This is a genomic window from Calothrix sp. 336/3 (assembly GCF_000734895.2).
Classification (GTDB): Bacteria; Cyanobacteriota; Cyanobacteriia; order Cyanobacteriales; family Nostocaceae; genus 336-3.
This window is the reverse complement of the sequence record NZ_CP011382.1, coordinates 4,325,665-4,350,133: the sequence shown is the minus strand read 5'-3', so window position 1 is coordinate 4,350,133 and position 24,469 is coordinate 4,325,665. Positions and strand designations below refer to the sequence as shown.

Genomic DNA, 24,469 nt, shown 5'->3' with positions numbered 1-24,469 from the left:
TTGGCTTTGCTAGTCACTGTATCTGCACAATCACCAGCCTTCTGAATGAGCAAGCAAGCCTATTTTCCAGATTTACTCAGAATACCCCAAATCACGAATACTGTTAAACCCAAATAAGCAAAAACAGTTACCCAATCTTGCCAGCTACCAAGAATATCGATGATTGGAGTTGATGATTGACCCATAATTTTGAAGTAGTGGGACAGAATTAATGAATGTGATTGGGAATTAAGTTGGCGATCGCCTGGTGATTTTAGGGACGATGCGTAGTTAAAAACACATGGAAAGGGCAGAAATTGCTCCTCGTCTTTGGACTATAGGGGTAGAATCAGTCACAAGTCAAGCCGTGATTTTTTTCTTGACACTTTACTAGCAGGTAGTGACTCTACTTGAGAAAAGTACTTTTCAGCCTGAAGGTAAGTTTTGCTTACAGAAATCAAGGAGAATCTGCTAAATTAGCTAGAATTTGATTTTTATAAATACAGCTAGTAGTAAAATTTCCCCATGAGTGAATCTTTATTTTCTATTGAAAATCTCCGGGTAGCCTATCCCCAACGTGATACCGAAGCAGAAGGCTGGGCTGTAGATGATGTCTCCTTTGCTCTGCAACAGGGAGAAAGAATGGGTCTTGTGGGGGAGTCCGGGTGTGGTAAATCGACCCTGGGACGGGCAATTATGCGCTTGCTACCTGGGGGTTCTCGGACAGAAGGGAAAGTAATTTTTCAGGGGCAGTCAGTATTAGATTTAGCTCCCCCAGAAATGCGGAAATTTCGGGGTGAAGTCGTCGCACTGGTGTTTCAAGATCCGATGACACGTCTTGACCCTTTGATGACTATTGGTAATCATTGTTTAGAGACACTGAAAGCCCATGCTCCAGAATTATCCACCAAAGCAGCGAAGGAAAAGGCGATCGCCACCTTGGAAAAGGTAAAAATTCCTGCCAGTCGTTGGAATCAATACCCCCATGAATTTAGCGGTGGGATGCGACAACGGGTAGCGATCGCCCTCGCATTACTCCTCAATCCTAAGATGATTGTTGCTGATGAACCGACTACTAGTTTAGATGTGACGGTTTCCGCGCAGATATTACAGGAACTAACACGACTCTGTGCCGAAGATAACATGGCACTTCTGTTAATTTCCCATGATTTAGCTATGGTGGCGGAATACTGCGATCGCATCGGGGTGATGTATAAGGGCAAAATGGTGGAAATGGGAGACACCAATTCTGTATTTCACAATCCCCAGCATGAATATACGCGATCGCTCCTAAAGGCAGCTTTACATATTCAAGCGATTACAGAAGACACAGAAACAGAATTACCTGCTATCAATTCCCAAACCCCGATTTTAAAAATCACGGAACTGAAGCAACACTACACCATTGAAGCGAACTTTCTGGAAAGGTTATTTAAAGGGCAAAATCAAACCATCAAAGCAGTGGATGGAATTAACTTAGAACTCTATCCTGGGGAAATTCTCGGTTTAGTTGGTGAATCTGGTTGTGGAAAAAGCACCCTCTCGCGGACAATTTTACAGTTAATTCGCCCTACCGATGGTCATGTGGAATTTCTGGGAACAGAGTTAACCAGTTTATCTCGTCAGGAAATGCGTCAGCAACGCCGACAGATGCAGATGGTATTTCAAGACCCCCATGCCTGTTTAAATCCTGCTATGACCGTCGGACAGAGTATCGCTGACCCCCTCCTCATTCACGGGATGGCAACGCCCCAGGAGGCAAAAACACAGGTTTTAGCTATGCTCGAACGGGTGGGATTAAAACCCGCAGAATTATATTATCAGCGTTACCCCTCTGACCTATCCGGGGGACAACAACAACGGGTGGCGATCGCCAGAGCATTAATTACTCGCCCCAAATTAATTATTGCCGACGAACCTGTCAGTATGCTGGATGCCAGTGTGCAATCCCAGGTATTAGACTTAATGCTGGAGTTGAAAGACGAGTTTGAACTCACCTATTTGTTTATTACCCATGATTTATGGTTAGCCAGATTTTTGTGCGATCGCATTGCGGTGATGCATGGCGGTAAAATTGTGGAAATTGGCGAAACCCAAAAAATCTTTGCCCATCCCCAACATTCCTATACTCAGACTCTGCTAAGTGCTGCACCTCTGTTGGCAAAGCAGTAGGATAAGGTTTCATGATGTAACTTTCCTGACTAACCTTGCAGATATTCCCATTACTCTGAGTTCTCTAATTAAATGCTGTGCTTGTTGTTTATATATCAACAAAGGGAAAACTCCTGGTAAATCTTCCAGAAACTCTCCAGCAAACTGCAATTCACAACCTGTAATTCTGGCGATCGCTCCCCTCGACTCAAACATTGCAGCATGACTTGCGACTGATTCTACCTCAATAGTCCATAGGCGAGAAGCAATTTCTGCTTTTTCGATGCGTTGTAAACCATGAATAGTTGCCAGTATGACTAGGCGATCGCCAATTCCTAACTTGATTTCTAAGGGTGGAAAAAATTTAGCATTTTGCTGTTGTTTTTGATATAAAATCGGCACAACTCCATAGCCATAGGCAACTTCGGATAACATCAAGTTATTAAGAGTATCGTTGATTTCAATGGCATATTCCGTAACTAAAATAGTTTGTGTGCCCAGTCGAAATAAACTCAGGATATTCTCTCCAAATGCTGCTCCAGCAAAAACTTCCGCAGCTAGTGCATTCACACACATCACCTTTACTTCTGGCAAAATCTCTGCTAAGTTGCCACTAAAAGCTGGGTCATCGGTCTGAATTACCAAATTAATTGTAGGATTCAAATAACGCGCCATTAAGGCAATTTCTAAGTTAGTAATCTCATCTTCCGTTGCTGCAACCAAACTTAAAGCCTTGGGTAAACGTACCTTATTTAAACTATGCAACCAGTCACCACAGACTATAGGTAATTGGGGAAGATGTAGGGGTTCCTGTTGCCGAGAATTGATGACTCCCACCATTGGTTGCTTCCAACTAGTCATCACATCAGCCACACTTTTACCTAAACTATCCAATCCCACTAATACAATATGTCCCTGTTTCGGTAAACGTTGTCGTTTTGTAAACTCAAAGCGGGAACTGAGAATCATATCTGTCAGGGTAGCGTACAAAATACCGACAAAAATTGTCCCCACAATCGTCAAAGATAAACCGAATAAATTCAACCACCAAGGTTGGGGAAATTTCGCTTGCCAACCACCAATTTGATCGCCAAAACCCCCTAACAAAAAAATTATAGTGTTATAAAAAGCAGCTTCCCAGGTAAATTCCGGATGGGTAATGCTCATTAATAAAGTACCCAGAATCAGGAGACAGAAAACTGTGACACCAGCAACAATTATGACTCGATGAATGGGGCGCTCTGCCGTTGATCGCCACAACCGCACACACCAGTGACGCAAATTCGCCAATTTGAGCAATGGTTTGATACGTAGCCAAAACTCCTTTATCCCCTCCCAGAAAGACTCTTGGCTCCCACTATGATTTCTAGTGTTTGCTATTTCTAAACGAATAATCACATCTCCCGGTGTGGCGATCGCCTCCTCTTCCCATCCGTAAAAATTTGCTTCATTCACGGTTTTGTCATGCTTGAAATGACACAAAACTAAACGATGATGACTTTGACGCTGATAGATAGGTTGCCCACACCAATTATGATTTTCTGGAAGAGAATACTTGACAACTTGCAACATTTGTCCATCTATTTGGAAAAAACCCAATTTTTCCTCTCCCAGGGCTGCCAAGGCGATGGCGTGGGCGGGCAATTGATTAGCTTCAAAGGCGGCAAAATTCCCTAACTGCCTTTTCAACAATTCATTTAAATTATGCTTAGTTGAACGCATCAAAATTCTGACTTGACTATTTAATCTGCGGGCAGCAAAAGCACCTATCACATTCACAGTCTCATCATTTGTCACCAATAAAATTGCGCGACAACGCCTAATTTCTGCCGCTTCCAAAATACCTGGTTGACGCAAATCTCCTAATAGTAAACTAGTAATCAAATTTTCTGTGTGCGGTAGCAACCAACGGGATGGAAGTTGCAAATCAATCGCATTCACAACCACACCAAACTCACCTAAAGCTGCCACACAATGTTGCCCTAAACTGCCTAATCCACAAACCAAAAACCTATCTAAATTTGGTTGAGAATTTTTAACAGTCATGACTGCCACCTCAGCAATCAAATGCTGGTTTAATTAGAAGTATCATAACTTTAATCCTGCGTTTTTGTTGCCAAAATCTGAGTAACAGGGGTAAGGGAAAACAGTGAGAAGAAACACCCTAGCCCCTGTCTGTGCTACACTTCGACTTCTATTCCTCCCCCTTCTAGGGATTGTGTCAGTGCAGCTAGGATTTTCACAAGCTCTGTTCCGACTCTGCCAGAAGATATTTCTACCGGTTTGTTATTAATAACACTTTGAACAAAGCGATCGCACATCTGTTTTAAAGGCTCTGCCCCTTCTATTTCCAATACTTCCTGACTTTGATTTACTGGTATAAAATAGCCATCCTGCTGCTCAAATTCACCATGAAGTACCGTTAATGGTGCCTGGGGTGACATTTCGTCAAAAATTAAACTACCTTTACTGCCAACTACTACCAATCGGCGCTGTTTATCCGTATTCAACCAACTGAGGTGAATTTGGGTTTGCAATCCACCCGGATAGGTAAGCGTCACCCAAACGACATCCGCTAATCCCGGTTGTAACCAGCTTTGCCCCGTCGCGCGTACTTTCACTGGAGATTCTCCGAGCCAAGTATTAAAGATGGCAATATCATGAATTGCTAAATCCCACAGGGCATCCACATCTTGACGCACGGGAGCGAGATGGGTACGGGTGGCATAACCATAGCGTAAATCACCAATATATTTCTGTGCCAGGACAGCTTGCCCTTGGGTAATCCCTGGGTGAAACAGGTAAGTATGGTCAACCATTAATTGTAATTTTTGCTGCTCTGCCAGTAGACAAAGTTCCTCGCATTCTTGAGGATTGAGGGTGAGGGGTTTTTCCGCCAACACATGGTATCCCCAATTTATAGCATCAGTAATTAAACCATAGTGGCTAGCCGCAGGAGTAGCAATCACTACTGCACCTAAATTTTTTATACCTCGAATGGCTTGCCAATCCGTCGTTAACAGTACCCTATCACTGAGTTGATATAAACGCTTGATATTCTCCAAACGTTCCATTTTCGGGTCAATAACCGCCATTACTTCCACCTGAGGATGTTCCAGGAAGTTACGCAGTAAATGTACGCCCCAGCGCCCCACACCCGCGATCGCCACTTGAATTTGAGTCATGAGTCATAAATTATATAGTCCATAGTCAATGGTTGATATCTGGCGATCGCTTCGTCAATTGTGAGAAACTCTAGACTTGGAACTATGATATGCAGACTAATTCAGTGTTTATCCTGAGAATTTAAGGATAGAAAAGCCACTTTTGCGGCTGCTTGCTCTGCGGCTTTGATAGAGCGTCCCTTACCTTCGCCCAATTGTCGTCCATGGAGCCAAACTTGAGCAATAAAACGTTCTTGGTTATGTTGGGGTTGATTGGTTTCCACAACTCGATATTCCGGTAAAACCTTAAAATTCGCTTGTGTCCATTCTTGAAGAGCGGCTTTGTAATTAAGTCTGGCTGGATCGAGACGAATTTCTGCTGCCAATTGTTTAAAGTGGGGGTCTAACCAAGAACGAATTAGTTCTAAATTATTGGTACTAAGATAGAGAGCGCCCAGTACAGCTTCAAAAGCATCAGCCAAACGGGACTGTTGACCAACTCGATCTGCCGTCGCACTACCCGCCACTAATAGATATAGTTCTAAACCGTAGGAACGGGCAAGTTGGGCAAGAATGCGATCGCTAACTAATACCGAACGAATTGCCGCAAAATCCCCCACGGGGCAATCAGGATAATTTTCCCACAGCACAATTGCCGCTACTAATCGCACCACCGCATCCCCCACAAACTCTAACTGTTCATAATTAGCAGACTCAGAGACAGTGGGATGAGTTAAAGCTAGATCTAGCAGCTGCCACTGAATCGGTGCATCTGCCCCTAAACCAAACTTTTTGACTAAACTTTCTAGCTGACGTTGACGACGGGGGTAGGCGATGGTCATTGGTCATGAGTCAATGGATTTATGAGAAAGATTTGCAGATTTTCCAACTAATTAATCTAATTAATATAGTTAATTGCTTGAGCTACAAATCAGGATTTACGCAAACAATATCAGAAACCCTAATTTTCACCTAGGTGCAGTTCATACATTGCCTCTACAAACTGTACTTTTGCGTAAGTCCTACAAAACTAAATGAGGAAAGAGTCGGACATAAGCCGGGTTCTGTTCATCTGTAAAAATGTTATATCAACATCTTCACAAAAGGGCGGTTATCTATCTGGGACAACTGTTACCAGTTGCCTCTAGCGGCTCTCTTTTGCGGAACCGGTAAAAGACCAACCGTCGTTCCTTTACCTTGCACCCAACCGGGGTTTACCGAGCCAACACCTCTCGATGTTGCTGGTGCGCTCTTACCGCACCTTTGCACCCTTACCCTCTTCAGTAAACTGAAAAAAGGCGGTATCTTTCTGTGGCACTATCCTCACGCTCACGCGCACTGGACGTTATCCAGCAAGTCTGGTCTTTCGGGAGCCCGGACTTTCCTCAGATTCCACACCAAGTATCGGGTATTCCAAATCCCCAGTGTTTGAATCTGCAACCACCTGCGCCTACTCTTTCCTTATATCCAGTTTGACATTCCCGTGGATTAAACGCATGATTTTTTTCTGGTAGAAAACACCGAATTTCTACAGAGATGGTTTTCCTCAAAATCATATTCACATTTTCTGTTGATATCTAAGTCCTAGTACCCACAGTCGGAATAGCTCGACGACAATTAACCATTTACCGTGTTTTTCCACCACAACATCGTGACGAACCAAAGTTTTCAAAGCTGCTTCGGTGGTTTCTCTATCAAATTCCAAATTCCCAACCAAACTATCCAAATCCAAACCCTCTTGATGGGGAGCAAGAGCTTGTAGTATGTCCTGTTGTAAAAAATCCTGCTGTCCCGCGTCTCCTTCCCTAGCTTGATTCCACACACCTTCAAAATAAAAACTACCTCCTTGGAAAAATGCCGAGTCGTTGATTACTGCTTCCACATCATCCAGGGTAAAGAGGGGATCGAGCTTTTGTCCCATGCGAAAAACCCTATCGTTATAGTTTCGCACCAACTGAAACCCGACTAATTGCAACAAAAACGGTTGTCCGTAGGTGTAGTGATAAACGCGATCGCGCGCTGCGGGGGTATAGTCGAGGGGAAAATCATCGATACCAGGATTGGTTAAAATTACGTCAGCATCACCAGATTCCATAAAACTAACTTTAATGGGTGGGGTAAAGCTGGCATATAAAGGTTGGAAATAATCTGCGGTCATTTCTTCCAGGGTATGCAAACCAGCCAAGATAAATCCAATTTTGGGACTCATCTGTACTAAACTGCGAAGATATCCCATGAAACTTTGGGGGATTTTTCCTGCACTGATTAATTCTTCGATGATTTCAAATTCATCCAGAGCAATAATCAATCCCCGTGCTGGAGAACTATCTTCGTTAATAATTTTTTGGATGATTTTTTGTAAGTAGCGGTTGAAAGTAGGTTCGGGTAAATTTAATAAATCTTCGTCCTTGGGTGGTTCGATGTCCATGATGTGGGAAATGGCATCGCTAATTGCCATCAAAACCTCACCTTCCTGGGAAGCACCACCCACACCCAGCAAGTTAACGTAGGCAACCTTTACCCCTGCACCCAATCGGGGGGATAAATTCCGCAAAATCGAAGTTTTTCCCATGCGTCGATGTCCGTAGAGAACCACAGATTGCATATTGGTTCCCATCAGCCACAATTCTTCGAGTTGCCGCATAATATCATCCCGTCCCACAAATAATTCTCCCTCAACCGGGTCGCCGACAATGTAGGGATTGGTCACGGGTTTGGTGATTTCCACCTGTCCCACTTCCAGCGCTTGTTTTTCGAGGATACTTTTCCAATTCTTGGCAATATCGACAATTAAACCCCGTTCCGCTTCTGGGATAGTTGTGGGATTATCGATGATTTGTAGGAGTTCGCCAATTGCACGGTTGAGGGCAAAAGCACGGGAAGCGCGGGAAGTGCTGTTTTGGATAACTTTGGCATCAGCAACAACACGATCGAGGGAGTTTATTGCTTGCCAGGTATCGGGACGAAGTAAGGGAGTATCGGGTAAGGGGAAATTTCGGGTTTCGGTGTTGATATTGGCGATCGCGCTCAAATCTTTGGTTCGCTGGGATATTGCTAGGGTATAAGCGAGGGTATACATTTCCTCACCATAGGGGAGCGATCGGACTACTGCAAAGGCTTGTATTGCTGCGATCGGTTGTTTTTCGTGGAGATACCAGAATCCTGCTGCTGTCGCGTGGGGTGGAGTGTCGAGGCGAATATCAGTATTAATTTGATGTAAAAGTCTATTGTTTAAACTGCGTAGAAAAAAAAAGAACGGGAAATCGAAGAATTTTTTAATAAACTCTTGCCGGATATTGGCATTTAACGAAGCAGATGCAACATAGATTAATTTCCAATCAAAAGGGTTTTCAGCAAATTTAGAGGTATACCAAATAATTTGTTCCAGTGGTGTTCTGGCAAGTTGTCGATTAACTACTTTGACGACGGGAATAAATTGCAAAGTATGGGCAAGTAGTTGATTGATATTGTATAAACCAATTTCTAAATCTTCTTGCAACCATGTATTTATATGCCGAGACAGAGAAGGTAGGGGAATCGGGGTAATACGGGATAGTGAATTTGGATTTTGGCTCGATCGAAAATTTGTAAATATCCCAAAAAACCAGCTTTCCAGGCGCAGAATAACCACGCCGACTGCCACGCCTCCTGCCACGCCAAAAGCCACACCGACTGCCACGCCGACTGCCACGCCTAAAGCCACGACTCCTGCCATGCCTCCTGCCACGCCTCCTGCCACGCCAAAAGCCACGCCTAAAGTCACGCCTAAAGTCACGCCTAAAGTCACGCCGACTGCCACGCCTAAAGCCACGCTAAAAGCCGCGCCTCCTGCCACGCGTCCTGCCACGCGTCCTGCCACGCCGACTGCCACGCCAAAAGCCACGCCAAAAGCCACGCCTCCTGCCACGCCAAAAGCCACGCCTCCTGCCACGCCAAAAGCCACGCCTCCTGCCACGCCTAAAGCCACGCCAAAAGCCACGCCTAAAGCCACGCCTAAAGCCACGCCAAACCAATCAACATGAAAACCAATTTGTTGAAATATGGCAGCAATAATTACGGGTGCAACAAGAGTAAGTAATAAACCTTGAAACCATAGATTGCGTTGAATGGGATTTTCCCGCAACCAAACCCATAAATTTACCCCATTCCTCTTTTCCAACCGGACTTCTTCTTTGGCAAAATTCTCCACATACCACCGCAAAGCCTGGGGAAAATAAAACACCCAATACAACAACCGCAAATAATCAAGGGGATTCAACAGCGACAGTGGACGCTCCAGCTTTGGTGCTAAATCTAATCGCGGTACAGGTGTTTTGCTCATGGCATTGGCTTCGTTTTCTGTTGCGGAAAGGGCTTAATTTTAATTATTCGTGGGCTGCATGGATTTTTACCCCTCCCCTTAGTCCCCTCCCCGAAATCGGGGAGGGGAAATTCGAGCTTTTGCGAGAATTGGGGTGGGGTTCTTCTCGACTTTACTAGGACGAAAAATTCATCTTCTCTCGATAAAGGCGATCGCATAATTGCATCAACTGTCTCGGATGTCCTCTCGTGGAATTAATTATCCCCACAATTTCCTCCTCGCTAAATGCAACCCTGGTTAAGTTTAATTTTTCTTGAATAAACTCCCGCATCTCACTTTCATCCCACGGTAATATCTGTTTGGGCATACAAACACCTGCAAGGGGAGAGGTTCTTCCTTCGTTATCATTGAATAAATCATTTAAAGATTCATGGGCTGCCAAAACCAATTTTAATGGTTCACCTCCTTCTGCCCAACTGCGTAATTTATCGCGCAAATTGCGAGTAAATCCATCACATACCATTTTACCAACATTATCTAAAGCTAATAAGATTTTATATTTTCGTAAATTTCGAGTTAACATCTGCCCCACACAATCTTCTATCCCGATTTCATGGCACAGAGTGCTATAAAATTCTTCCTCGCTGTCAACATCATTCAAATCGATAAAAACTGCCTGACGTTGGGAAATGAAATAACTATTTGCTTCTCGACAAATCGCTGCCAATAGAGAAGATTTACCAATTCCCTCTTCCCCAATTAAAACAATACTACTACCACTGTTCAAAATATCGAATATCTCTTGAATATCATGATTTCTCGCAAAGAAAAATTGCGATTCTCTAATTCGTCCGCTCGTTGGCTGAAATGGGTTAAAATTTCCGTTGTTTACAGGTAATGAATGCGAGTTTGATGGTTGTAAATTAGATTGCGGCTGCGGTTCGGTAATATTTATATTACTTAATGTATTCGGAGAATTCTTTAATTGCTGATATTTATACTCGATGGGACTTATAAAATTTTTTTTACTAACTTTTATCCCTAATTCATCTTTTATTTTTTTGAAAAGTTGCGAGCCGATAGAACGTAAATACTGCTCGGTAAAAGAAGTATTTGCTGCAATATCTTTATATTCTTTTCCTTCCCAGCAACCGACAAATATTTTTGTTTCCAAGTCATTTAAAACAACTTGAGATTTTTCTACCAAAAGCGTATTTATAAAATCCAGCGCTTCTTTTGAATTCATTGAGACATTGTTTCATATCTTAAAAAATAATAGTTTTGTCATTGCGTAGCTTCGCTTACCGCGTAGCGTGTCGCTTTCGACTCAGCAATCCCACAGTCTTCAACACTAACGAGTTGATGAGATTGCCACGCTCCACTTCGTTACGCTCGCAATGACAAGCTTAAAAGAATAATACTCCAGGTGAGTATATTACATTACCCTACAAAAACAACATTACCCTACTTTTGCCTACAAACTTTAAACAATTATCTTACCTACTTCTGTCTACCTATAAGTATTGGGTATCAAGTCATGATGGTGTCATCAGCGTTACTCGCACTATTAACCCCAACAAGGAGCGACAACAATTATGGCACTACAACAGACATCACAACAACAAAACCAAAATTTCCCCACAACCACCGAATCATCACCCATCACCCCAATCGACATCAAACCGTTGGTAGAAACTGGAGGAACTCCCGCAGCGATTACTCTGACAATTGCTTTAGCGATCGCGATCGCGTTTCCGGCAATTACAGATTTGCTCAAGTTATTTGTAAATCCGAGGAAGTAGCTAGGCAAAATTAAATATCAATAGGACTCATGCCATTTCACAAAAATCATGATACCAATAAAGTGAAATGGTATAAGTTGTATCAAAATATTCGCGATCGCTATATTATGACTAGTCAAAAAATTACACCTCTTCCTCCTCACTTTAACTCCGCAAAAGTCGGAGAAGTTTGGCGTGTACCTTATCAACAACGTGCTACGGATGCCAGTGAGTGGGCAAAGCAGCATCAAATTTTACCCGCATCCACTGATAAAACTCGCATCTGTTTATTATTAATAGATGTACAAAATACTTTTTGTCTTCCTGATTTTGAGTTATTTGTCGGTGGCAAATCAGGCAAGGGAGCCATCGAAGATAATATCAGAATTTGTGAATTTATCTATAAAAATTTGGGGATAATTACTCAGATTATTCCCACCATGGATACCCACACAACCATGCAAATTTTCCATCCGTTGTTTTGGGTAAATGTTGCGGGGGAACATCCAATTCCGGCGGCAACAAATATTACTCCCGCAGATATAGAAAATGGTACTTGGAAGGTTAATCCCGCAGTGGCAGATAGTATCACCCATGGTGACTATGAATTACTAGAAAAGCACGCCTATCACTATGTCAAACAACTTTCTCAAGAGGGTAAATATCCTCTGACCATTTGGCCTTATCACTCCATGTTAGGAGGAATTGGTCATGCTTTAGTCTCTGCGGTAGAAGAAGCAATATTTTTCCATTCTATCGCTCGCAGTAGTCAAGCCCAAATTGAAATTAAAGGCGATAATTCCTTAACAGAAAACTATTCTGTTCTTCGTCCTGAGGTTTTAATAGGATTTGATAACCAAGCCATTGCTGGCAAGAATCAGAGATTAATTCAACAATTATTGACTTATGACAAAATAATTATTGCAGGGCAAGCAAAAAGTCACTGTGTTGCCTGGACTATTGATGATTTATTAACGGAAATTCAGCAGATAGATAGTCAATTAGCTCAAAAAGTTTACCTATTAGAAGATTGCACTTCTCCGGTTGTAGTTCCTGGTGTTGTAGACTTTACCACAGCCGCAGATACAGCTTTTAATAGATTTGCCGAAGCTGGAATGCATTTAATTAAGTCAACTGACGACATCCAATAGATATTGGATTCATGAAAAATATAGATTAGGAAAGAGAGCAGAATAAAATTAGGTTAGTAGTGAGCAATTTATTGCTAAATTATTAGTTTGCAAGGGATAAATACCTGACTACAAACTTCAATTTATTGACGCTTAATTACCTACCTAATTGCCAAGATGAAATTAACTTTTGGTTGGGGGAGCAGCTTGCCAAATTTTAATACTTTGGTCAAAACTACTACTAGCAATTGTCTTACCATCCGGGCTAAAAGCTACAGACCAGACACGGTTAGTATGTCCTTTGAGAGTATGCATTTCTTTCCCATTTTCTAGATTCCAAATTTTAATTGTTTTATCCCAGCTACCTGTGACTAAGTTTTGGCTATCTGGGCTAAAAGCTAATGACCAAACTCGATTATGATGTCCCACAAGGGTGCGAATCTCTTTGGCAGTTTCTGCATTCCAAATTTTAACTGTTTTATCTGAGCTAGCAGTGGCAATACTTTTACCGTCGGGACTAAAGATGACATCATGAATTACGTTTTCATGTCCTTTGAGGGTTTGAGTTTTTGTCCCTGTTACCAAGCTCCATAATTGGACTTCATTCTCAAAATGATTCGTACTTGCTAGGGTTTTACCATCGGGACTAATGGCGATCGCATCCACAATTTGACAATCTCCCTTGAGGGTGCGGATTTCTTTTCCTGTTTCTACGTTCCAGAGTTTCATCCTCTGATCCCAACTTCCACTTGCGAGGGTAGCTCCATCCTGAGCAAAAGCAACGGATTGAACAGAAGCAATATGTCCTTCTAAGGTACGTATTTCTTTCCCCGTGGCGACATCCCACAACTTCACCGTATTATCCGCACTGGCTGAGGCTAAAATTCGACCATTGGGACTAATTGCCACAGCATTAATTGACTGTGTATGACCTGTGAAAGTGCGAATCAGCTTTCCTGTCCCCACATTCCATAGTTTAACTGTGTGATCGCCACTCACAGAAGCAATCGTTTGACCATCGGGACTGATAGCGATCGCCCACACTGAGTCTGTGTGTCCTTTGAGTGTGTGAGCCGCTTGATAATTTTGCCACGGTTTAGTTGCAACTAATTGAGATTTCCCAGAAGATACACTCGTAACTGCTGGAGGTGATTGCCAATACCACATCCCCCCAAATCCCAAAATCGCAATTACCGCACCCGTTAATACTTTCATTGTTTCTCAATCCTTTTTACAGGTATTGCAGACTACGCAAATGCCCAACTGTTATGCAGTGATACAAATTTTGGTCTTGACTTTTCGGATTTTTTGCAAAAATCCTGGTAATAGACTGTTTCCAAAGTTTAGAAACGTCTGAGACTGCTTGCAGAAGTCAGGAGAAAGGAACCGTAAAACCTGGAGATTTGAACTTTGTCTCTTTCTCTATCTGACAAAAATCTATGTTTTGCAAGAGGTCTAGTGCATCCCTAGTAAGTGTAATTAGATACAGTGGGTCAGGTGGCAGCAGATTTTTTCCATAGTTCATAGAAACATCTACTCATTTGAACAGTAATTTTCCAGAATCTCCGGTATTTTTTTAACATTTGTTTGTCATGACAAAAAAATCAAAATTAATTAACTACCTGCCAAATCCTGATTGTTGAGTCTTGACTACCACTGATCAGGGTTTTACCATCCTCACTAAAGATTACAGCGTTAACAGTACCTAAATGACCTACCAATGTGTATAGTTTTTCTCCACTGGTGGGATTCCACAGTTGAATTTTGGCATCATCCCCCCCACTAGCGAGAATTTGCCCATGGGGGCTAAAGCTAATAGACTTCACTTCAGCAGAGGTGTTTAGGGAACGAATTTGTTTACCAGTTGCCAGATTCCAGAGTCGAATTGTGCGATCGCTGCTACCACTAGCTAATATTTTGCCATCAGGACTAATTGCTAAGGATGTAACTCCAGCAGAATGTCCAACTAAATTATAAATTTGTTTACCGGTGGCGAAATTCCAAATTTTAATGGTTTTATCCGCACTAGCAGTGGCAAACAAAAAACTATTAGGACTAAAAACTACTGATGAGACTTCAGCAGAATGTCCTATAAAAGTCCGCATCACCTCCCCTGTAGCTAAATTCCAAATTCTCACAGTTTTATCGTTACTTCCATCGGCAATCATCTTGCCATCAGGACTAATTGCCAAAGTCGTAATCGAGTCTAAATGACCTTCTAGAGTCCGTATTTCCCTACCCCGGGCTAAATTCCACAACTTCACTGTTCTGTCGGTACTACCACTGACCAAAACTTGACCATCGGGACTGACAACTAAAGCATTGACTCGGTTACGATGTCCACTGAAAACACTGATTTCCTGTCCTGTGGCGACACTCCAAAGTTTAATATTGTCATCACTATTGCTCATCACCGTCTGACCATTAGGACTAATAGCCATGGCAGAAATCGATTTTCCTGATAATTTCCACGTTCTCATTAACTGAAAATTACCAATCGTCTGATTATGAGATTGATTCAGGATATCACCTGGCTTTGTGCCCCGACTCACACTAGAAGAGACAAAACTCTCCATTTGTTGAGACTGACGATAGAAAAATTCTCCCAGCACTAATAATAAGATTGCCGAACCAATTAAGAAAAAATTCCGAAGAAGTGCATATTTTCTAGAAACAGATGAGGATTGAGTAGGTGGAGGAATCTCTCCAACATTGCTCTGTTTTAACGGGAGATGGCGTTTTTTTGCTAAATCTTTTAAAACTTGGTCGGCAGATTGATAACGCTGATGAATATCTTTTCTTAAGAGCTTATCTAGCAAAAAGAGTATCTCATCACTGGGCGGATTCTTCAAAAATTGGCGCCAATTTTTCACCCAACTATAGCCATGTTCCGTCCATAACTGAAAAGGAGAAGTGCCTGTTAGCAGGTGAAAACAAGTTGCACCCAAACTAAATAAATCACTTGCTGGATAGGCTTTGCCATCACGAATTTGCTCAATGGGAGAATATCCATGGGAACCGATAGAAGTACCCATCTTAAATTGAACTCTGGCTGTCAATTGTTTGGAAGAGCCAAAATCAATTAAGCATAAACGCCCATCACTTTTGCGGCGAATAATATTTTGAGGTTTAATATCGCGGTGAATTACACCCCTTTCATGAATAAACTTCAAAACGGGTAATAAATCTAAGAGGATTTCTTGGATTTCACGGGAACTATACCTTTTTTTTTGTTGCCATTCCTTTAAAAGATTATGTCCATCAATAAACTGCTGAACTAAATATAGATAATTATCTTGCTCAAAATAGGCAAATAAAGTAGGAATTTGCGGGTGCTCTCCTAGTTGTTGCAATCTTTGTGCTTCCTTGTGGAATAATTCAATTGCCTTTGCCATTGCCCAATTTTCTTGGACTTTGGGTGCCAATTGTTTAATTACACAACGCTCATTTAACTTATCTATATCCTCAGCTAAATAAGTTCTACCAAATCCCCCCTCATCAGAAAGTACCTGAATCACGCGGAAGCGATTTCGCAGCAAGGGAACGAGGGGAGTACTGCAAGTTCGGCAATTTTTTTCACCATCAGGATTTAAAGGGTGTGGGCAATCAGGATTTAGGCAGCAGATCATCATCAAAAGAAGCGGGACTGCGTGATTATTTTATACTCAATATCATTTGGTTTTCGGGTAAATAATATTTTGGTGATTAGTTGTTGCGATTACTAATTACCGCTCACCAATTACCCATATCGATATAATTTGCCCTGGATAATTCCTGGAAAGGAAGATTTCCCTATTATACAAAAGACCAGAGAAAAGTTTCTGTCTTTCTGATGACTCGCTTTTCCCTGGTTTGAGATGTGGATAACTAATTGTGATCAACTCAACAAAATAGAAGTATTATTTATCGCCTTTGCTAATAAATAAAATATCTTGAATCCCATGTTTATGAGTTGTCTTAGAGATAATTGGAATTCAAAAACTGTTAATTTGATACCTAATAATGAGGATGAATTAATCGGTTGTAATTTTTTCTAGATTTTAATTTGCTTTTCCATTCCCGAATGGCGCTAGCTGTGCGAGCAACGGGGGACAAATAATCGGACTCAGTATTAATTGGATTGCTAGCTAATCTCTGAGTCGCAAGGCAGTCTGTCAGACTGGGTATGTGTGATTCCATACCTAAAGCCCACATAACATCTTCTGCTGATTTAAACCTATCCTTGAGGGACATACTCAGCATTTTGCTCAACACGGGTGCGAAAGCCTCACTGACTTCTATATGTTTTTGCCAGAGTATTTCTCCAGTTTCATGGTGATGCTCAAATTCCAAGGGAGCTTTACCTGTGAGCAAATACAAACAGGTGACACCAATGGCGTAAATATCACTGGCATAAACTGGACGTAGGGAAAATTGTTCTGGGGGAGCAAAACCCATGGTACCGACAAAATGGGTACTAGCTGTTTTTTCTGGCTGATTTGTAGAGATATTGATTAATTCTTCTTTGACTGCACCAAAATCGATGAGTACTAAACGCCCATCATCTTCGCAACGCAGGAGATTTTGTGGTTTGATGTCACGATGGATAACGTGATGCTTATGGACATATTGTAAAACTGGTAGAATCTCCCAGAGAAATTGCTTGACATCAGCTTCTTTTTTATAGCCATGACGGCGTACTTCCCTGGCAATGGTTGTGCCACGAATATATTCTTGAACTAAATAAAAGTCGCCATTGGTTTCAAAATAGTCAAGTAGCATTGGTATTTGAGAATGACTTCCCAACTGACCAAGAATTTTTGCTTCTTGTACAAAACGTTTACTGGCACGTTCCCAGCTTTTCGGATTAGTAGTTTTCGGACATAGCTGTTTTATCACGCACAGAGGATTTCCAGGCAAAACCGCGTCTTTAGCAAGGAATGTCACACCAAAACCACCTCTACCGATGATACGGATGATTTCGTAGCGATCGCGGAATAAATTTCCTTGACCACACAATTGTCCCAACTGAGTATTCTGGAGAATATCCGCGTGAAAGCTTGATACGTTTTGAGGAAAAGAATTCATCTGGCAACACGACTATGTGAGGTGGAACAAAAACAAACCTGGGACTGACACAAGTTTCATATCTCAAAGACTGCTAGTTCGTAGTTAGCTGAAAATACTCACTATCAACCTGGGATATGTGCCAGTTGTGAAAGTCATACAAGAATGTTTTTAATTTAGCCAGAAATAAATAAATCTGCTAGCGCTAAGGGCGAATCTTTGTCAAATCCTAACGTTTTTTGATTTTTGATTGATAAAACTTTATGGAAAATCTTTCCGGATGAGGTTTTTACGGAGATGGGAAGGAGGAACCTGAAGAATATCCCCTCTCCCCAATATTGCGACTTAGGGAACTTCGATATTTATCAAGGTATTTTCCGGAAGATAGTCACAATATTGTCCTTCCTCTGAGAGAACGAGAACTAGCCGTAGGGGATAGTCTGGTGGCACTTGTAAATCTGCCCAGGGAATAGCGACTTCCAAACATTTATCTACAGCAACTTGGGCACGACTGGCGCGAGGTAGCCATTGGTAATGTTCTGCGGCTTCTCGAAACTGAATGGATTGTGTGAGTAAGTTAATTTCTAAATGGTGATGGAATAAGTAATTTACCGGAGCCATGTCAGGCACTTCGGCGACGGGAATGGGGCTGTTGTGCATAGTTTGATTGGGATAAAACCACAGCAGATTTAACTCTGGTGCTAAACCTTTTCCTGGCTGCACTCCCGTTTTAAAGTCTACCCGCACGTAGAAATTAAAGTGATCGACACCGTACCATAAACGCTGAATGGGGCTGCTGTTGTGCATTGTTCCCCTAGCACCGCCAACTTCAATACGTCCAGCTTTATCCCAATCTTGCTCGTCTCCTCTTCCATCAATCACTGGATGGATAAAGCTTTGGGGACGATGATCGGCGCGGGTTTGATGAACATCTACGGATAGTTGGAGATAGGGGGGTACGGGTTCATTCAGGGCTTCGTAGATGCCACAGAGGTGTTCTCGAAACAACTGGTCAAAAATTTCATCTTGATTGGAGGAATGCCCCTCACCAAACCACCAGAACCAATCAGAGCCTTCGGCTGCATAGAGTGCTTCCCAGGCTGCGGGGTTGTTTTCTTCTGTGGCTTCGGGATGGCTGGCTAAGACTTGTCTGGCGGCGGTGAGGTAGTCCCAGGCACGGTTTTTTGCGGGGTCGCCGATCCAGGTGGTAAAACTACCATCTACCCAGGAACCACTGTGTAACTGAGCGCTAGGAATTTTGGCAGTGGCTGGGAATTGGTCGAGGAATTCCGCAACGGTGACTAGTTTGAGGTGGGTTTCGTGGCTGAGGCTTTCGTATAAAGCTTCGAGGAAAGGTTTACCATCTTGGGGGTAGAATTCCCAGCAGTTTTCTCCATCTAAGGCAATGGTAACTAACCAGGGTTGTTCGGGTTCTCGTTCTCTTTGCATTCTGGCGATCGCCTGTAGGTGTCCCACTAAATCGGCTGCTGCTTGTTTGGGAGGCATGGAACTGTAGGTAAAGCCAATTAAATCGGATAAGCGGTGATCACGGAAAACGATGGCTAAATCTCCCGTTGGTGTTTCTAGACGGTAGGGGCGATAGAGTAAATCTGGTTCTTGGACGTTACCTGCTCCATCCCGATGGAAAAAATGTTTTAATGTCCAGCCCAAAACCGCCTCATCGGAGATAATCCACTGAAAACCCTGTTTGCTGATATACGGGAGAATTTCCGGGCTGACGGATTGTTCTGAGGGCCATAGTCCCCGTGGTGTACAGCCAAACCTATCTAAATAAATATCCCAGGCTTTTTGTAGGTGGCGGGGAATGTCTTCTGCCCAGCTAAATTTACTGATTGGCAAAGTCATATTGGGCACAGCTACCCGACCTGCATCCGTATTGGCAAGTAAGGGTAAAATTGGGTGGGTATAGGGTGTGGTGGTAACTTCTAATTGCCCGTTAGCTTGCATTTGCCGATGTTGGGGCAAAATCCGGCTGATAATTTCCCGTTGTTTGGAGTAAATACGCTGGCGATCGCTCAAGGAAAAATCTCGCCCTTGATGTAACCAAGCAGCAATTTCCCTATCATCCCAAAATAGAGGATCTATCCAAGCTAGATTATGCCAAGCTAGTAAATCGCTATAGTCCTGTTCCTGCCAATTGGCTAAACACCAATCTATCCCTTGTTCCTGACGCTGATAGTACAATTGAGCATAGCGGGGATGGGGGTCAATCAGGGTGTGGTGATTGGCATCAAAAAAATGCTGGATGATAAAACGACGGCGATCGCTAGTTAAACGCTCACAGGGTGTTAAAGTTGCTTCTAAATAGGGGTCAAAGGCTGTACCCGCAACATAATCTTCTAACTGCAAAATCAATGAGGGTACTAGATTCACAGTTTGATGCAACTTAGGATACTTTTCTAAAATTAAGACTAAATCTAAGTAATCTTTGACACCATGCAACCTTACCCAAGGCAGACGGTAATTTTGCTGAACAGAGGTGGAAATACTATTTTCTGGGGATTTGTAAAGTGGTTGGTGCTGATGCCAAACAAAAGCAACGTAAAGCGGATGAGACATAGATAATTTATATAGAGAAGGGCAAAGGGAAGGGTTAAAGGTTAAGTCTTAAGGGATGATACATGGAGATGCAACAATCTGACCTCGGAATTCTGACCTCCCCGTTCTTCATTGCCTATTCCTTATTTCCCATTCCCCATTCCTTAATCATTATTCCCTATTCTCTAATCACGAAACCTCTGACAAAAAATAGATTTTTTCTGGAAGAGCAAAGGGGAAAGATAATAGGGAGTAGGTATCAACACCCTTTTACCCTGATTCTTTCCCCCTGACTTGACTGTGATAAGTAGTTTTCTACATGATTTGCTCAACTTCGGCAATTTCTGGAATCATTTCTCTAAGACGACGCTCAATACCCATTCTCAGAGTCATGGTAGAACTGGGGCAGGAACCACAAGCGCCTTGTAAACGCAGCTTCACAATTGGACCATCAATTTCTACTAGCTCCACGTTTCCACCATCAGATATCAGGTAAGGGCGCATTTCATCGAGAACGGTTTCCACGTTATCTATTGTCAATTCCATAGCTGTAAACCCCTTGCAACTGCAAAATATTTATCTCAAAGTTTCTCTACTAGATCCTAAACTAAATTGCAACGATATCTGTCTCCAAGATATCTATAGAATGCCATGGAGAATTATGGTTTTCTAGCTGGAGAATAGGTAAATATCTATACTGCTAATTTATCAAGTGAGAATTTCAGCAGATTAGAATTTTTAGACATGTAGGGGTAAGGAGGAAGGAGGAAGGAGTAAGAAGGAAGGAGGAAGGAGTAAGGAGTAAGGTTAATTTACCAGTCAAAATTTTATTGGTGGAATAGTAAAAAGTGAGGATACGGGGTAGGAGTAAGGAATATTGTTATCCTCATCTGTGAAATCTGAAAGTCTCCCAATCACCAATTAAAATATTTAATTTTTTATGGAATTGCTGTTGCTTTTAGTCAGGCAGTAAAATTTCCCAGCTTCATAAAAAAGGTTCCGCAATTCACGGAACCAGTTATCTCACCAAAGTTGATTTTTGAAAATAATTATTTAACAGTTTTTAGGAAACAGAGAAGGCGACTGCAATTAAACCACCAACTAAAACACAAGCCACTACTGCGACAATGAGCAGATTCCGTTTCTGCGAGGCGGTAGCGGGCTCTGATTGATATATCTTAGGTTCACGGGCAAAATTGTTTAAAAGACCGCCTTCATCAGTTGTATAGGGCATGAATTAATTCCTTCACACAGCACATTTTTCTCATGTTACAAAACAGTCATATAGACTCCTGCCTTCAGAGATAAATCGTTACAAAGGAATGAGAAAGGTAAAGTAAACACACAAAAAAGATACAAATATTTATCTTTTGCTTCTCTTTATCCTTTAATTAATAGTTCCTGTGACAGGAGAAGAAGCACTGGCATAATCCTTTGTGGGCATTCTTCCAGCAAGATAACCTGTCCGTCCAGCGATCGCGGCTAAATTCATGGCATATGCCATAGCGGGGGCATTTTCGGCAAGGGCGATCGCGCTATTAATTAACAATGCATCGGCACCCATTTCCATGGCTTGAGCGGCTTCTGAGGGGGAACCAATACCGGCATCCACAACCACGGGAACCTGGGCATTCTCAATAATTATCTGGATATTCGCAGCCGTTTTTAAACCCTGTCCCGAACCAATGGGGGCTGCTAGGGGCATCACCGTGGCACAACCTGCGGCTTCTAGGTGCTTTGCCAGTATGGGGTCAGCATTGATATAGGGTAAAACGGCAAAACCTTCCTTGACTAACTGTTCTGCTGCCTGTAGAGTCCCAATCGGGTCAGGTAAGAGATACTTAGCATCGGGAATAACTTCTAGTTTGATAAAGTTATTATCTTCCTGTCCTAATAATTTCGCCATTTCCCGTCCTAGTCGCGCCACCCGCACTGCTTCCTCTGCGGTTTTGCAGCCAGCAGTATTGGGTAACATCCAGATTTTTGACCAGTCTAACGCCTCTGCTAACCCTTCATGCCCTGGAGCGTGGGTTTGAACTCTGCGTACTGCGACGGTGACAATTTCACAACCGCTAGCAATGACACTTTGCTGCATTTCTTGGATGCTGCGATATTTTCCTGTTCCCGTCATCAGACGAGATTTAAAGGTTTTTCCGGCAATGGTGAGGGGAGTATCAGCAATTGGGGAAGAATTCACTGGGGAGGGGGCAGTTGTTACAGGGGAGGGAAAAGATAGCATGGGGGAATGGAAGCGAGAATAGTGGAAGTGGTTGAGTAAAGAATCGGTTTGTTGCTGACAAATCAAATCGGCAATTAATTGGGCGGTAATGGGTGCGAGTAAAATACCGTTACGATGGTGTCCTGTGGCGAGGGTAAGATTTTCACAGGGACTAGTGCCCAAAATGGGCAATTCATCGGTTGTTGTGGGACGAAAACCCCACCAGGTTTCTGTAATTGGATAATCTTTGAGGCGAGGGTATAAACGAATAGCCCCTTGGAGAAGTTGATTTAACCCAGCAGGAGTATTATCAGGGATAAAGCCCACATCTTCCACAGTTGCACCGATAATAATTCGGCGATCGCGGCGCGGAACAATGTATATATCTTCACCAAATAATACTCGTGTCAGAGGTAGTAATTCTGTTTCTGAGTCGGGGACTCGCAAACTCAGCATTTGCCCTTTCCGGGGGCGTACAGGTAGGGGAAAGACTTGATTTACCCAGGCTCCAGCCGCCAGAATATAGTGATTAGCACGGATAATTTCTGTATCAGTTTGTACTCCAGAAACCTGTCCTCCCTGTTGCATAATCCCCAAAACTTCTACCCCTTCCTGGATTTCCACACCGAGATGGTAGGCAGCAGCGAGTAAAACTTTTACCAAGGCACGATTATCTACCTGAGCATCTTCCGGATACCAGTAACCGCCGATAACAGACTCACCTAACCCCAGCTGATATTGGTGAATGGTAGCTTGATCTAGCCAGTGGGCAGAGTTAGGATGGGCAGGGGCATTAAAAACGGGAGCCAGGATACCACAAGCCCAATATCCAGGACTTAAACCTGTCATTCTCTCCAGTTTTCCCGTCCATTCTGGGTAGAGCGCGCGCGATCGCCAACATAATTCTTGCATCGCCCCCGTGGTGATATTCTCAGCATCCGGAGCCAGCATTCCCGCAGCAGCATAAGCAGCAGCACTATGGGAATCACGGCTAATTACTCTCACCTTCATCCCCCGTGATTGTAATTCCACGGCGATCGCCAAACCAATGATGCCACCACCAATAATCAAACAGTCCCTAGTCATGAGTTATTTGTCAATAGTTGTTAGTCACACTGCAAAAGTTAAGAAATAGAGATAATTAAGAAAATCTCACCATAGGAAAATCACTCTCCAAATCATGAATCATTGCTGATAGCTAATGGCTAATAGCATCTTGCATTCAGCAATCAACCATTAGCCATTACTATGTTTCATCAGTTATCTCTAGTTCCGAAGAACTCACCTAACTATTACTCATAACTTAAAACTGATAACTTCTAACCAATAACAGGGAATGAGTAATGAGTCAGTAGCTTGGCATATGACAGTCACTACTCACCACCTAACTGTTACCACAAAGCACGAATTGGCTCGTTTTTGGTGGGAGTTTCGGTTGTATCATTGGTAGGAACGCCACGGCTAGGAGTTGTATCCTGAGCGGTAGTAGTGCTATCAGTTGCATCGGGGGTAGTCTCTTCCGGAGCGTTGTTTTGCGCTACGCTGGTACGGTTGCGATTGCTAGAACCGTTATCTGATGCTGTACTGTTAACATTAATGTTAGCGGGGAGAACCTTCGACTCCTGATTTCTTTGTGCGGGAGCTTGAGCGCTCTGTTGTCCCATGGGAAAGCTGATCCCCAGCAATGTACCCAAGAGAATTGCCAAACCCCCAGCCATCAGAATTAATGGTGTCCATCTTCCCATAATTTTATTGCTCCTTGTTAACCTTCTGGTGTCCAAAGGATTTGAGAACCTTGTCCCCAAAATCCATCATATTTTGTAACTCTTATATCACCCAAAACCTGAGTTTGGCAGGCTAGACGTAAGTCTTTTGTAGGAGAATGGGGAGGAAGGGAACGCCGCGCTTGATCACGCCAGTTTACCTGGGAGACTTCGCCTGCAATTTGCACTGCACAGGTTCCACAACTGCCAATTCCCCGACAGTTTATTACCTTAGCACCGCTATTGTAGAGGTCAATACCATTTTGCAGCAAAATTTTCCGCAGGTTGACTCCGGGTTGACACTCAATGACTTTTCCTTGAGCTACTACTTTAGGCATCGGCAATAAACTGGTTTTTTGTTGTATCTTGACACATCGC

The 24,469-nt window shown here is 42.8% G+C and carries 18 protein-coding genes and 1 other RNA gene; 3 read left to right on the top strand and 16 right to left on the bottom strand.

Translation table 11 applies throughout. From position 1 onward, the window contains the following. Positions 1 to 59: 59 nt before the first annotated feature. On the bottom strand, positions 60 to 185 hold the full coding sequence (locus IJ00_RS29980; protein ID WP_256388810.1) for a hypothetical protein: 126 nt from the start codon (positions 183 to 185) through the stop codon (positions 60 to 62). A gap of 319 nt (positions 186 to 504) precedes the next feature. Here IJ00_RS29980 and IJ00_RS18085 point away from each other — a divergent pair, with 319 nt between their 5' ends. Continuing rightward, the gene (locus IJ00_RS18085; RefSeq protein ID WP_035155228.1) at positions 505 to 2,151 is read left to right on the top strand and encodes an ABC transporter ATP-binding protein; all 1,647 of its coding nucleotides are present in this window, start codon (positions 505 to 507) and stop codon (positions 2,149 to 2,151) included. A gap of 9 nt (positions 2,152 to 2,160) precedes the next feature. Here IJ00_RS18085 and IJ00_RS18080 read toward each other — a convergent pair whose 3' ends face one another. The 6 genes from IJ00_RS18080 to IJ00_RS18060 form a co-directional block, all read right to left on the bottom strand. After that, positions 2,161 to 4,176: an NAD-binding protein gene (locus IJ00_RS18080; RefSeq protein WP_035155225.1), complete on the bottom strand. Its 2,016-nt coding sequence runs from the start codon at positions 4,174 to 4,176 to the stop codon at positions 2,161 to 2,163. Between the two features lie 134 nt (positions 4,177 to 4,310). Next, on the bottom strand, positions 4,311 to 5,315 hold the full coding sequence (locus IJ00_RS18075) for a Gfo/Idh/MocA family protein (protein WP_035155223.1): 1,005 nt from the start codon (positions 5,313 to 5,315) through the stop codon (positions 4,311 to 4,313). A gap of 101 nt (positions 5,316 to 5,416) precedes the next feature. Continuing rightward, on the bottom strand, positions 5,417 to 6,136 hold the full coding sequence (rnc, locus tag IJ00_RS18070; RefSeq protein ID WP_035155220.1) for a ribonuclease III: 720 nt from the start codon (positions 6,134 to 6,136) through the stop codon (positions 5,417 to 5,419). Between the two features lie 196 nt (positions 6,137 to 6,332). Beyond that, positions 6,333 to 6,751, bottom strand: an RNA gene (rnpB, locus tag IJ00_RS27300) — RNase P RNA component class A. A gap of 101 nt (positions 6,752 to 6,852) precedes the next feature. Continuing rightward, the gene (locus IJ00_RS18065) at positions 6,853 to 9,615 is read right to left on the bottom strand and encodes an ATP-binding protein (protein ID WP_035155217.1); all 2,763 of its coding nucleotides are present in this window, start codon (positions 9,613 to 9,615) and stop codon (positions 6,853 to 6,855) included. 154 nt (positions 9,616 to 9,769) lie between these two features. Then, complete coding sequence (locus tag IJ00_RS18060) at positions 9,770 to 10,840, bottom strand: ATP-binding protein (RefSeq protein ID WP_052754488.1); 1,071 nt, start codon at positions 10,838 to 10,840, stop codon at positions 9,770 to 9,772. Between the two features lie 349 nt (positions 10,841 to 11,189). Between IJ00_RS18060 and IJ00_RS18055 the strand changes: the two genes are divergently transcribed. Beyond that, positions 11,190 to 11,396 carry a hypothetical protein gene (locus tag IJ00_RS18055; protein WP_035155214.1) on the top strand — a complete coding sequence of 69 codons (207 nt, stop codon included), beginning with the start codon at positions 11,190 to 11,192 and terminating at the stop codon, positions 11,394 to 11,396. A 107-nt stretch (positions 11,397 to 11,503) separates the two neighbouring features. After that, positions 11,504 to 12,526: an isochorismatase gene (locus IJ00_RS18050; RefSeq protein ID WP_035159252.1), complete on the top strand. Its 1,023-nt coding sequence runs from the start codon at positions 11,504 to 11,506 to the stop codon at positions 12,524 to 12,526. Between the two features lie 162 nt (positions 12,527 to 12,688). Here IJ00_RS18050 and IJ00_RS18045 read toward each other — a convergent pair whose 3' ends face one another. The 9 genes from IJ00_RS18045 to IJ00_RS18005 form a co-directional block, all read right to left on the bottom strand. Next, positions 12,689 to 13,720: a WD40 repeat domain-containing protein gene (locus IJ00_RS18045; protein WP_035155210.1), complete on the bottom strand. Its 1,032-nt coding sequence runs from the start codon at positions 13,718 to 13,720 to the stop codon at positions 12,689 to 12,691. A 395-nt stretch (positions 13,721 to 14,115) separates the two neighbouring features. Further along, a complete protein-coding gene (locus IJ00_RS18040; RefSeq protein ID WP_035159250.1) occupies positions 14,116 to 16,134 on the bottom strand; it encodes a serine/threonine-protein kinase in 2,019 nt (672 codons plus the stop codon). Positions 16,135 to 16,501: 367 nt separating this feature from the next. Further along, the gene (locus tag IJ00_RS18035) at positions 16,502 to 17,572 is read right to left on the bottom strand and encodes a serine/threonine-protein kinase (RefSeq protein WP_035155207.1); all 1,071 of its coding nucleotides are present in this window, start codon (positions 17,570 to 17,572) and stop codon (positions 16,502 to 16,504) included. A gap of 324 nt (positions 17,573 to 17,896) precedes the next feature. Next, complete coding sequence (locus tag IJ00_RS18030; protein WP_035155205.1) at positions 17,897 to 20,131, bottom strand: glycoside hydrolase; 2,235 nt, start codon at positions 20,129 to 20,131, stop codon at positions 17,897 to 17,899. Between the two features lie 294 nt (positions 20,132 to 20,425). Continuing rightward, positions 20,426 to 20,656 carry a NifU family protein gene (locus tag IJ00_RS18020; protein ID WP_035155199.1) on the bottom strand — a complete coding sequence of 77 codons (231 nt, stop codon included), beginning with the start codon at positions 20,654 to 20,656 and terminating at the stop codon, positions 20,426 to 20,428. 517 nt (positions 20,657 to 21,173) lie between these two features. Continuing rightward, entirely contained in the window at positions 21,174 to 21,344 is a 171-nt protein-coding gene (psb34, locus tag IJ00_RS28440; RefSeq protein WP_144416056.1) for a photosystem II assembly protein Psb34, read from the bottom strand. 153 nt (positions 21,345 to 21,497) lie between these two features. After that, the gene (gene thiO, locus IJ00_RS18015) at positions 21,498 to 23,414 is read right to left on the bottom strand and encodes a glycine oxidase ThiO (RefSeq protein WP_035155198.1); all 1,917 of its coding nucleotides are present in this window, start codon (positions 23,412 to 23,414) and stop codon (positions 21,498 to 21,500) included. Positions 23,415 to 23,719: 305 nt separating this feature from the next. Continuing rightward, entirely contained in the window at positions 23,720 to 24,073 is a 354-nt protein-coding gene (locus tag IJ00_RS18010; RefSeq protein WP_035155197.1) for a hypothetical protein, read from the bottom strand. Between the two features lie 17 nt (positions 24,074 to 24,090). Continuing rightward, positions 24,091 to 24,429 (bottom strand): 2Fe-2S iron-sulfur cluster-binding protein, encoded by a 339-nt coding sequence (locus tag IJ00_RS18005; RefSeq protein ID WP_035155195.1) that lies wholly within the window; start codon positions 24,427 to 24,429, stop codon positions 24,091 to 24,093. Positions 24,430 to 24,469 lie beyond the last annotated feature (40 nt).

Bases quoted from the DNA above. Each gene is read 5' to 3' on its own strand.
- IJ00_RS29980 (WP_256388810.1), bottom strand. From the start codon at position 185: ATGGGTCAATCATCAACTCCAATCATCGATATTCTTGGTAGCTGGCAA.
- IJ00_RS18085 (WP_035155228.1), top strand. From the start codon at position 505: ATGAGTGAATCTTTATTTTCTATTGAAAATCTCCGGGTAGCCTATCCC.
- IJ00_RS18080 (WP_035155225.1), bottom strand. From the start codon at position 4,176: ATGACTGTTAAAAATTCTCAACCAAATTTAGATAGGTTTTTGGTTTGT.
- IJ00_RS18075 (WP_035155223.1), bottom strand. From the start codon at position 5,315: ATGACTCAAATTCAAGTGGCGATCGCGGGTGTGGGGCGCTGGGGCGTA.
- rnc (WP_035155220.1), bottom strand. From the start codon at position 6,136: ATGACCATCGCCTACCCCCGTCGTCAACGTCAGCTAGAAAGTTTAGTC.
- IJ00_RS18065 (WP_035155217.1), bottom strand. From the start codon at position 9,615: ATGAGCAAAACACCTGTACCGCGATTAGATTTAGCACCAAAGCTGGAG.
- IJ00_RS18060 (WP_052754488.1), bottom strand. From the start codon at position 10,840: ATGAATTCAAAAGAAGCGCTGGATTTTATAAATACGCTTTTGGTAGAA.
- IJ00_RS18055 (WP_035155214.1), top strand. From the start codon at position 11,190: ATGGCACTACAACAGACATCACAACAACAAAACCAAAATTTCCCCACA.
- IJ00_RS18050 (WP_035159252.1), top strand. From the start codon at position 11,504: ATGACTAGTCAAAAAATTACACCTCTTCCTCCTCACTTTAACTCCGCA.
- IJ00_RS18045 (WP_035155210.1), bottom strand. From the start codon at position 13,720: ATGAAAGTATTAACGGGTGCGGTAATTGCGATTTTGGGATTTGGGGGG.
- IJ00_RS18040 (WP_035159250.1), bottom strand. From the start codon at position 16,134: ATGATCTGCTGCCTAAATCCTGATTGCCCACACCCTTTAAATCCTGAT.
- IJ00_RS18035 (WP_035155207.1), bottom strand. From the start codon at position 17,572: ATGAATTCTTTTCCTCAAAACGTATCAAGCTTTCACGCGGATATTCTC.
- IJ00_RS18030 (WP_035155205.1), bottom strand. From the start codon at position 20,131: ATGTCTCATCCGCTTTACGTTGCTTTTGTTTGGCATCAGCACCAACCA.
- IJ00_RS18020 (WP_035155199.1), bottom strand. From the start codon at position 20,656: ATGGAATTGACAATAGATAACGTGGAAACCGTTCTCGATGAAATGCGC.
- psb34 (WP_144416056.1), bottom strand. From the start codon at position 21,344: ATGCCCTATACAACTGATGAAGGCGGTCTTTTAAACAATTTTGCCCGT.
- thiO (WP_035155198.1), bottom strand. From the start codon at position 23,414: ATGACTAGGGACTGTTTGATTATTGGTGGTGGCATCATTGGTTTGGCG.
- IJ00_RS18010 (WP_035155197.1), bottom strand. From the start codon at position 24,073: ATGGGAAGATGGACACCATTAATTCTGATGGCTGGGGGTTTGGCAATT.
- IJ00_RS18005 (WP_035155195.1), bottom strand. From the start codon at position 24,429: ATGCCTAAAGTAGTAGCTCAAGGAAAAGTCATTGAGTGTCAACCCGGA.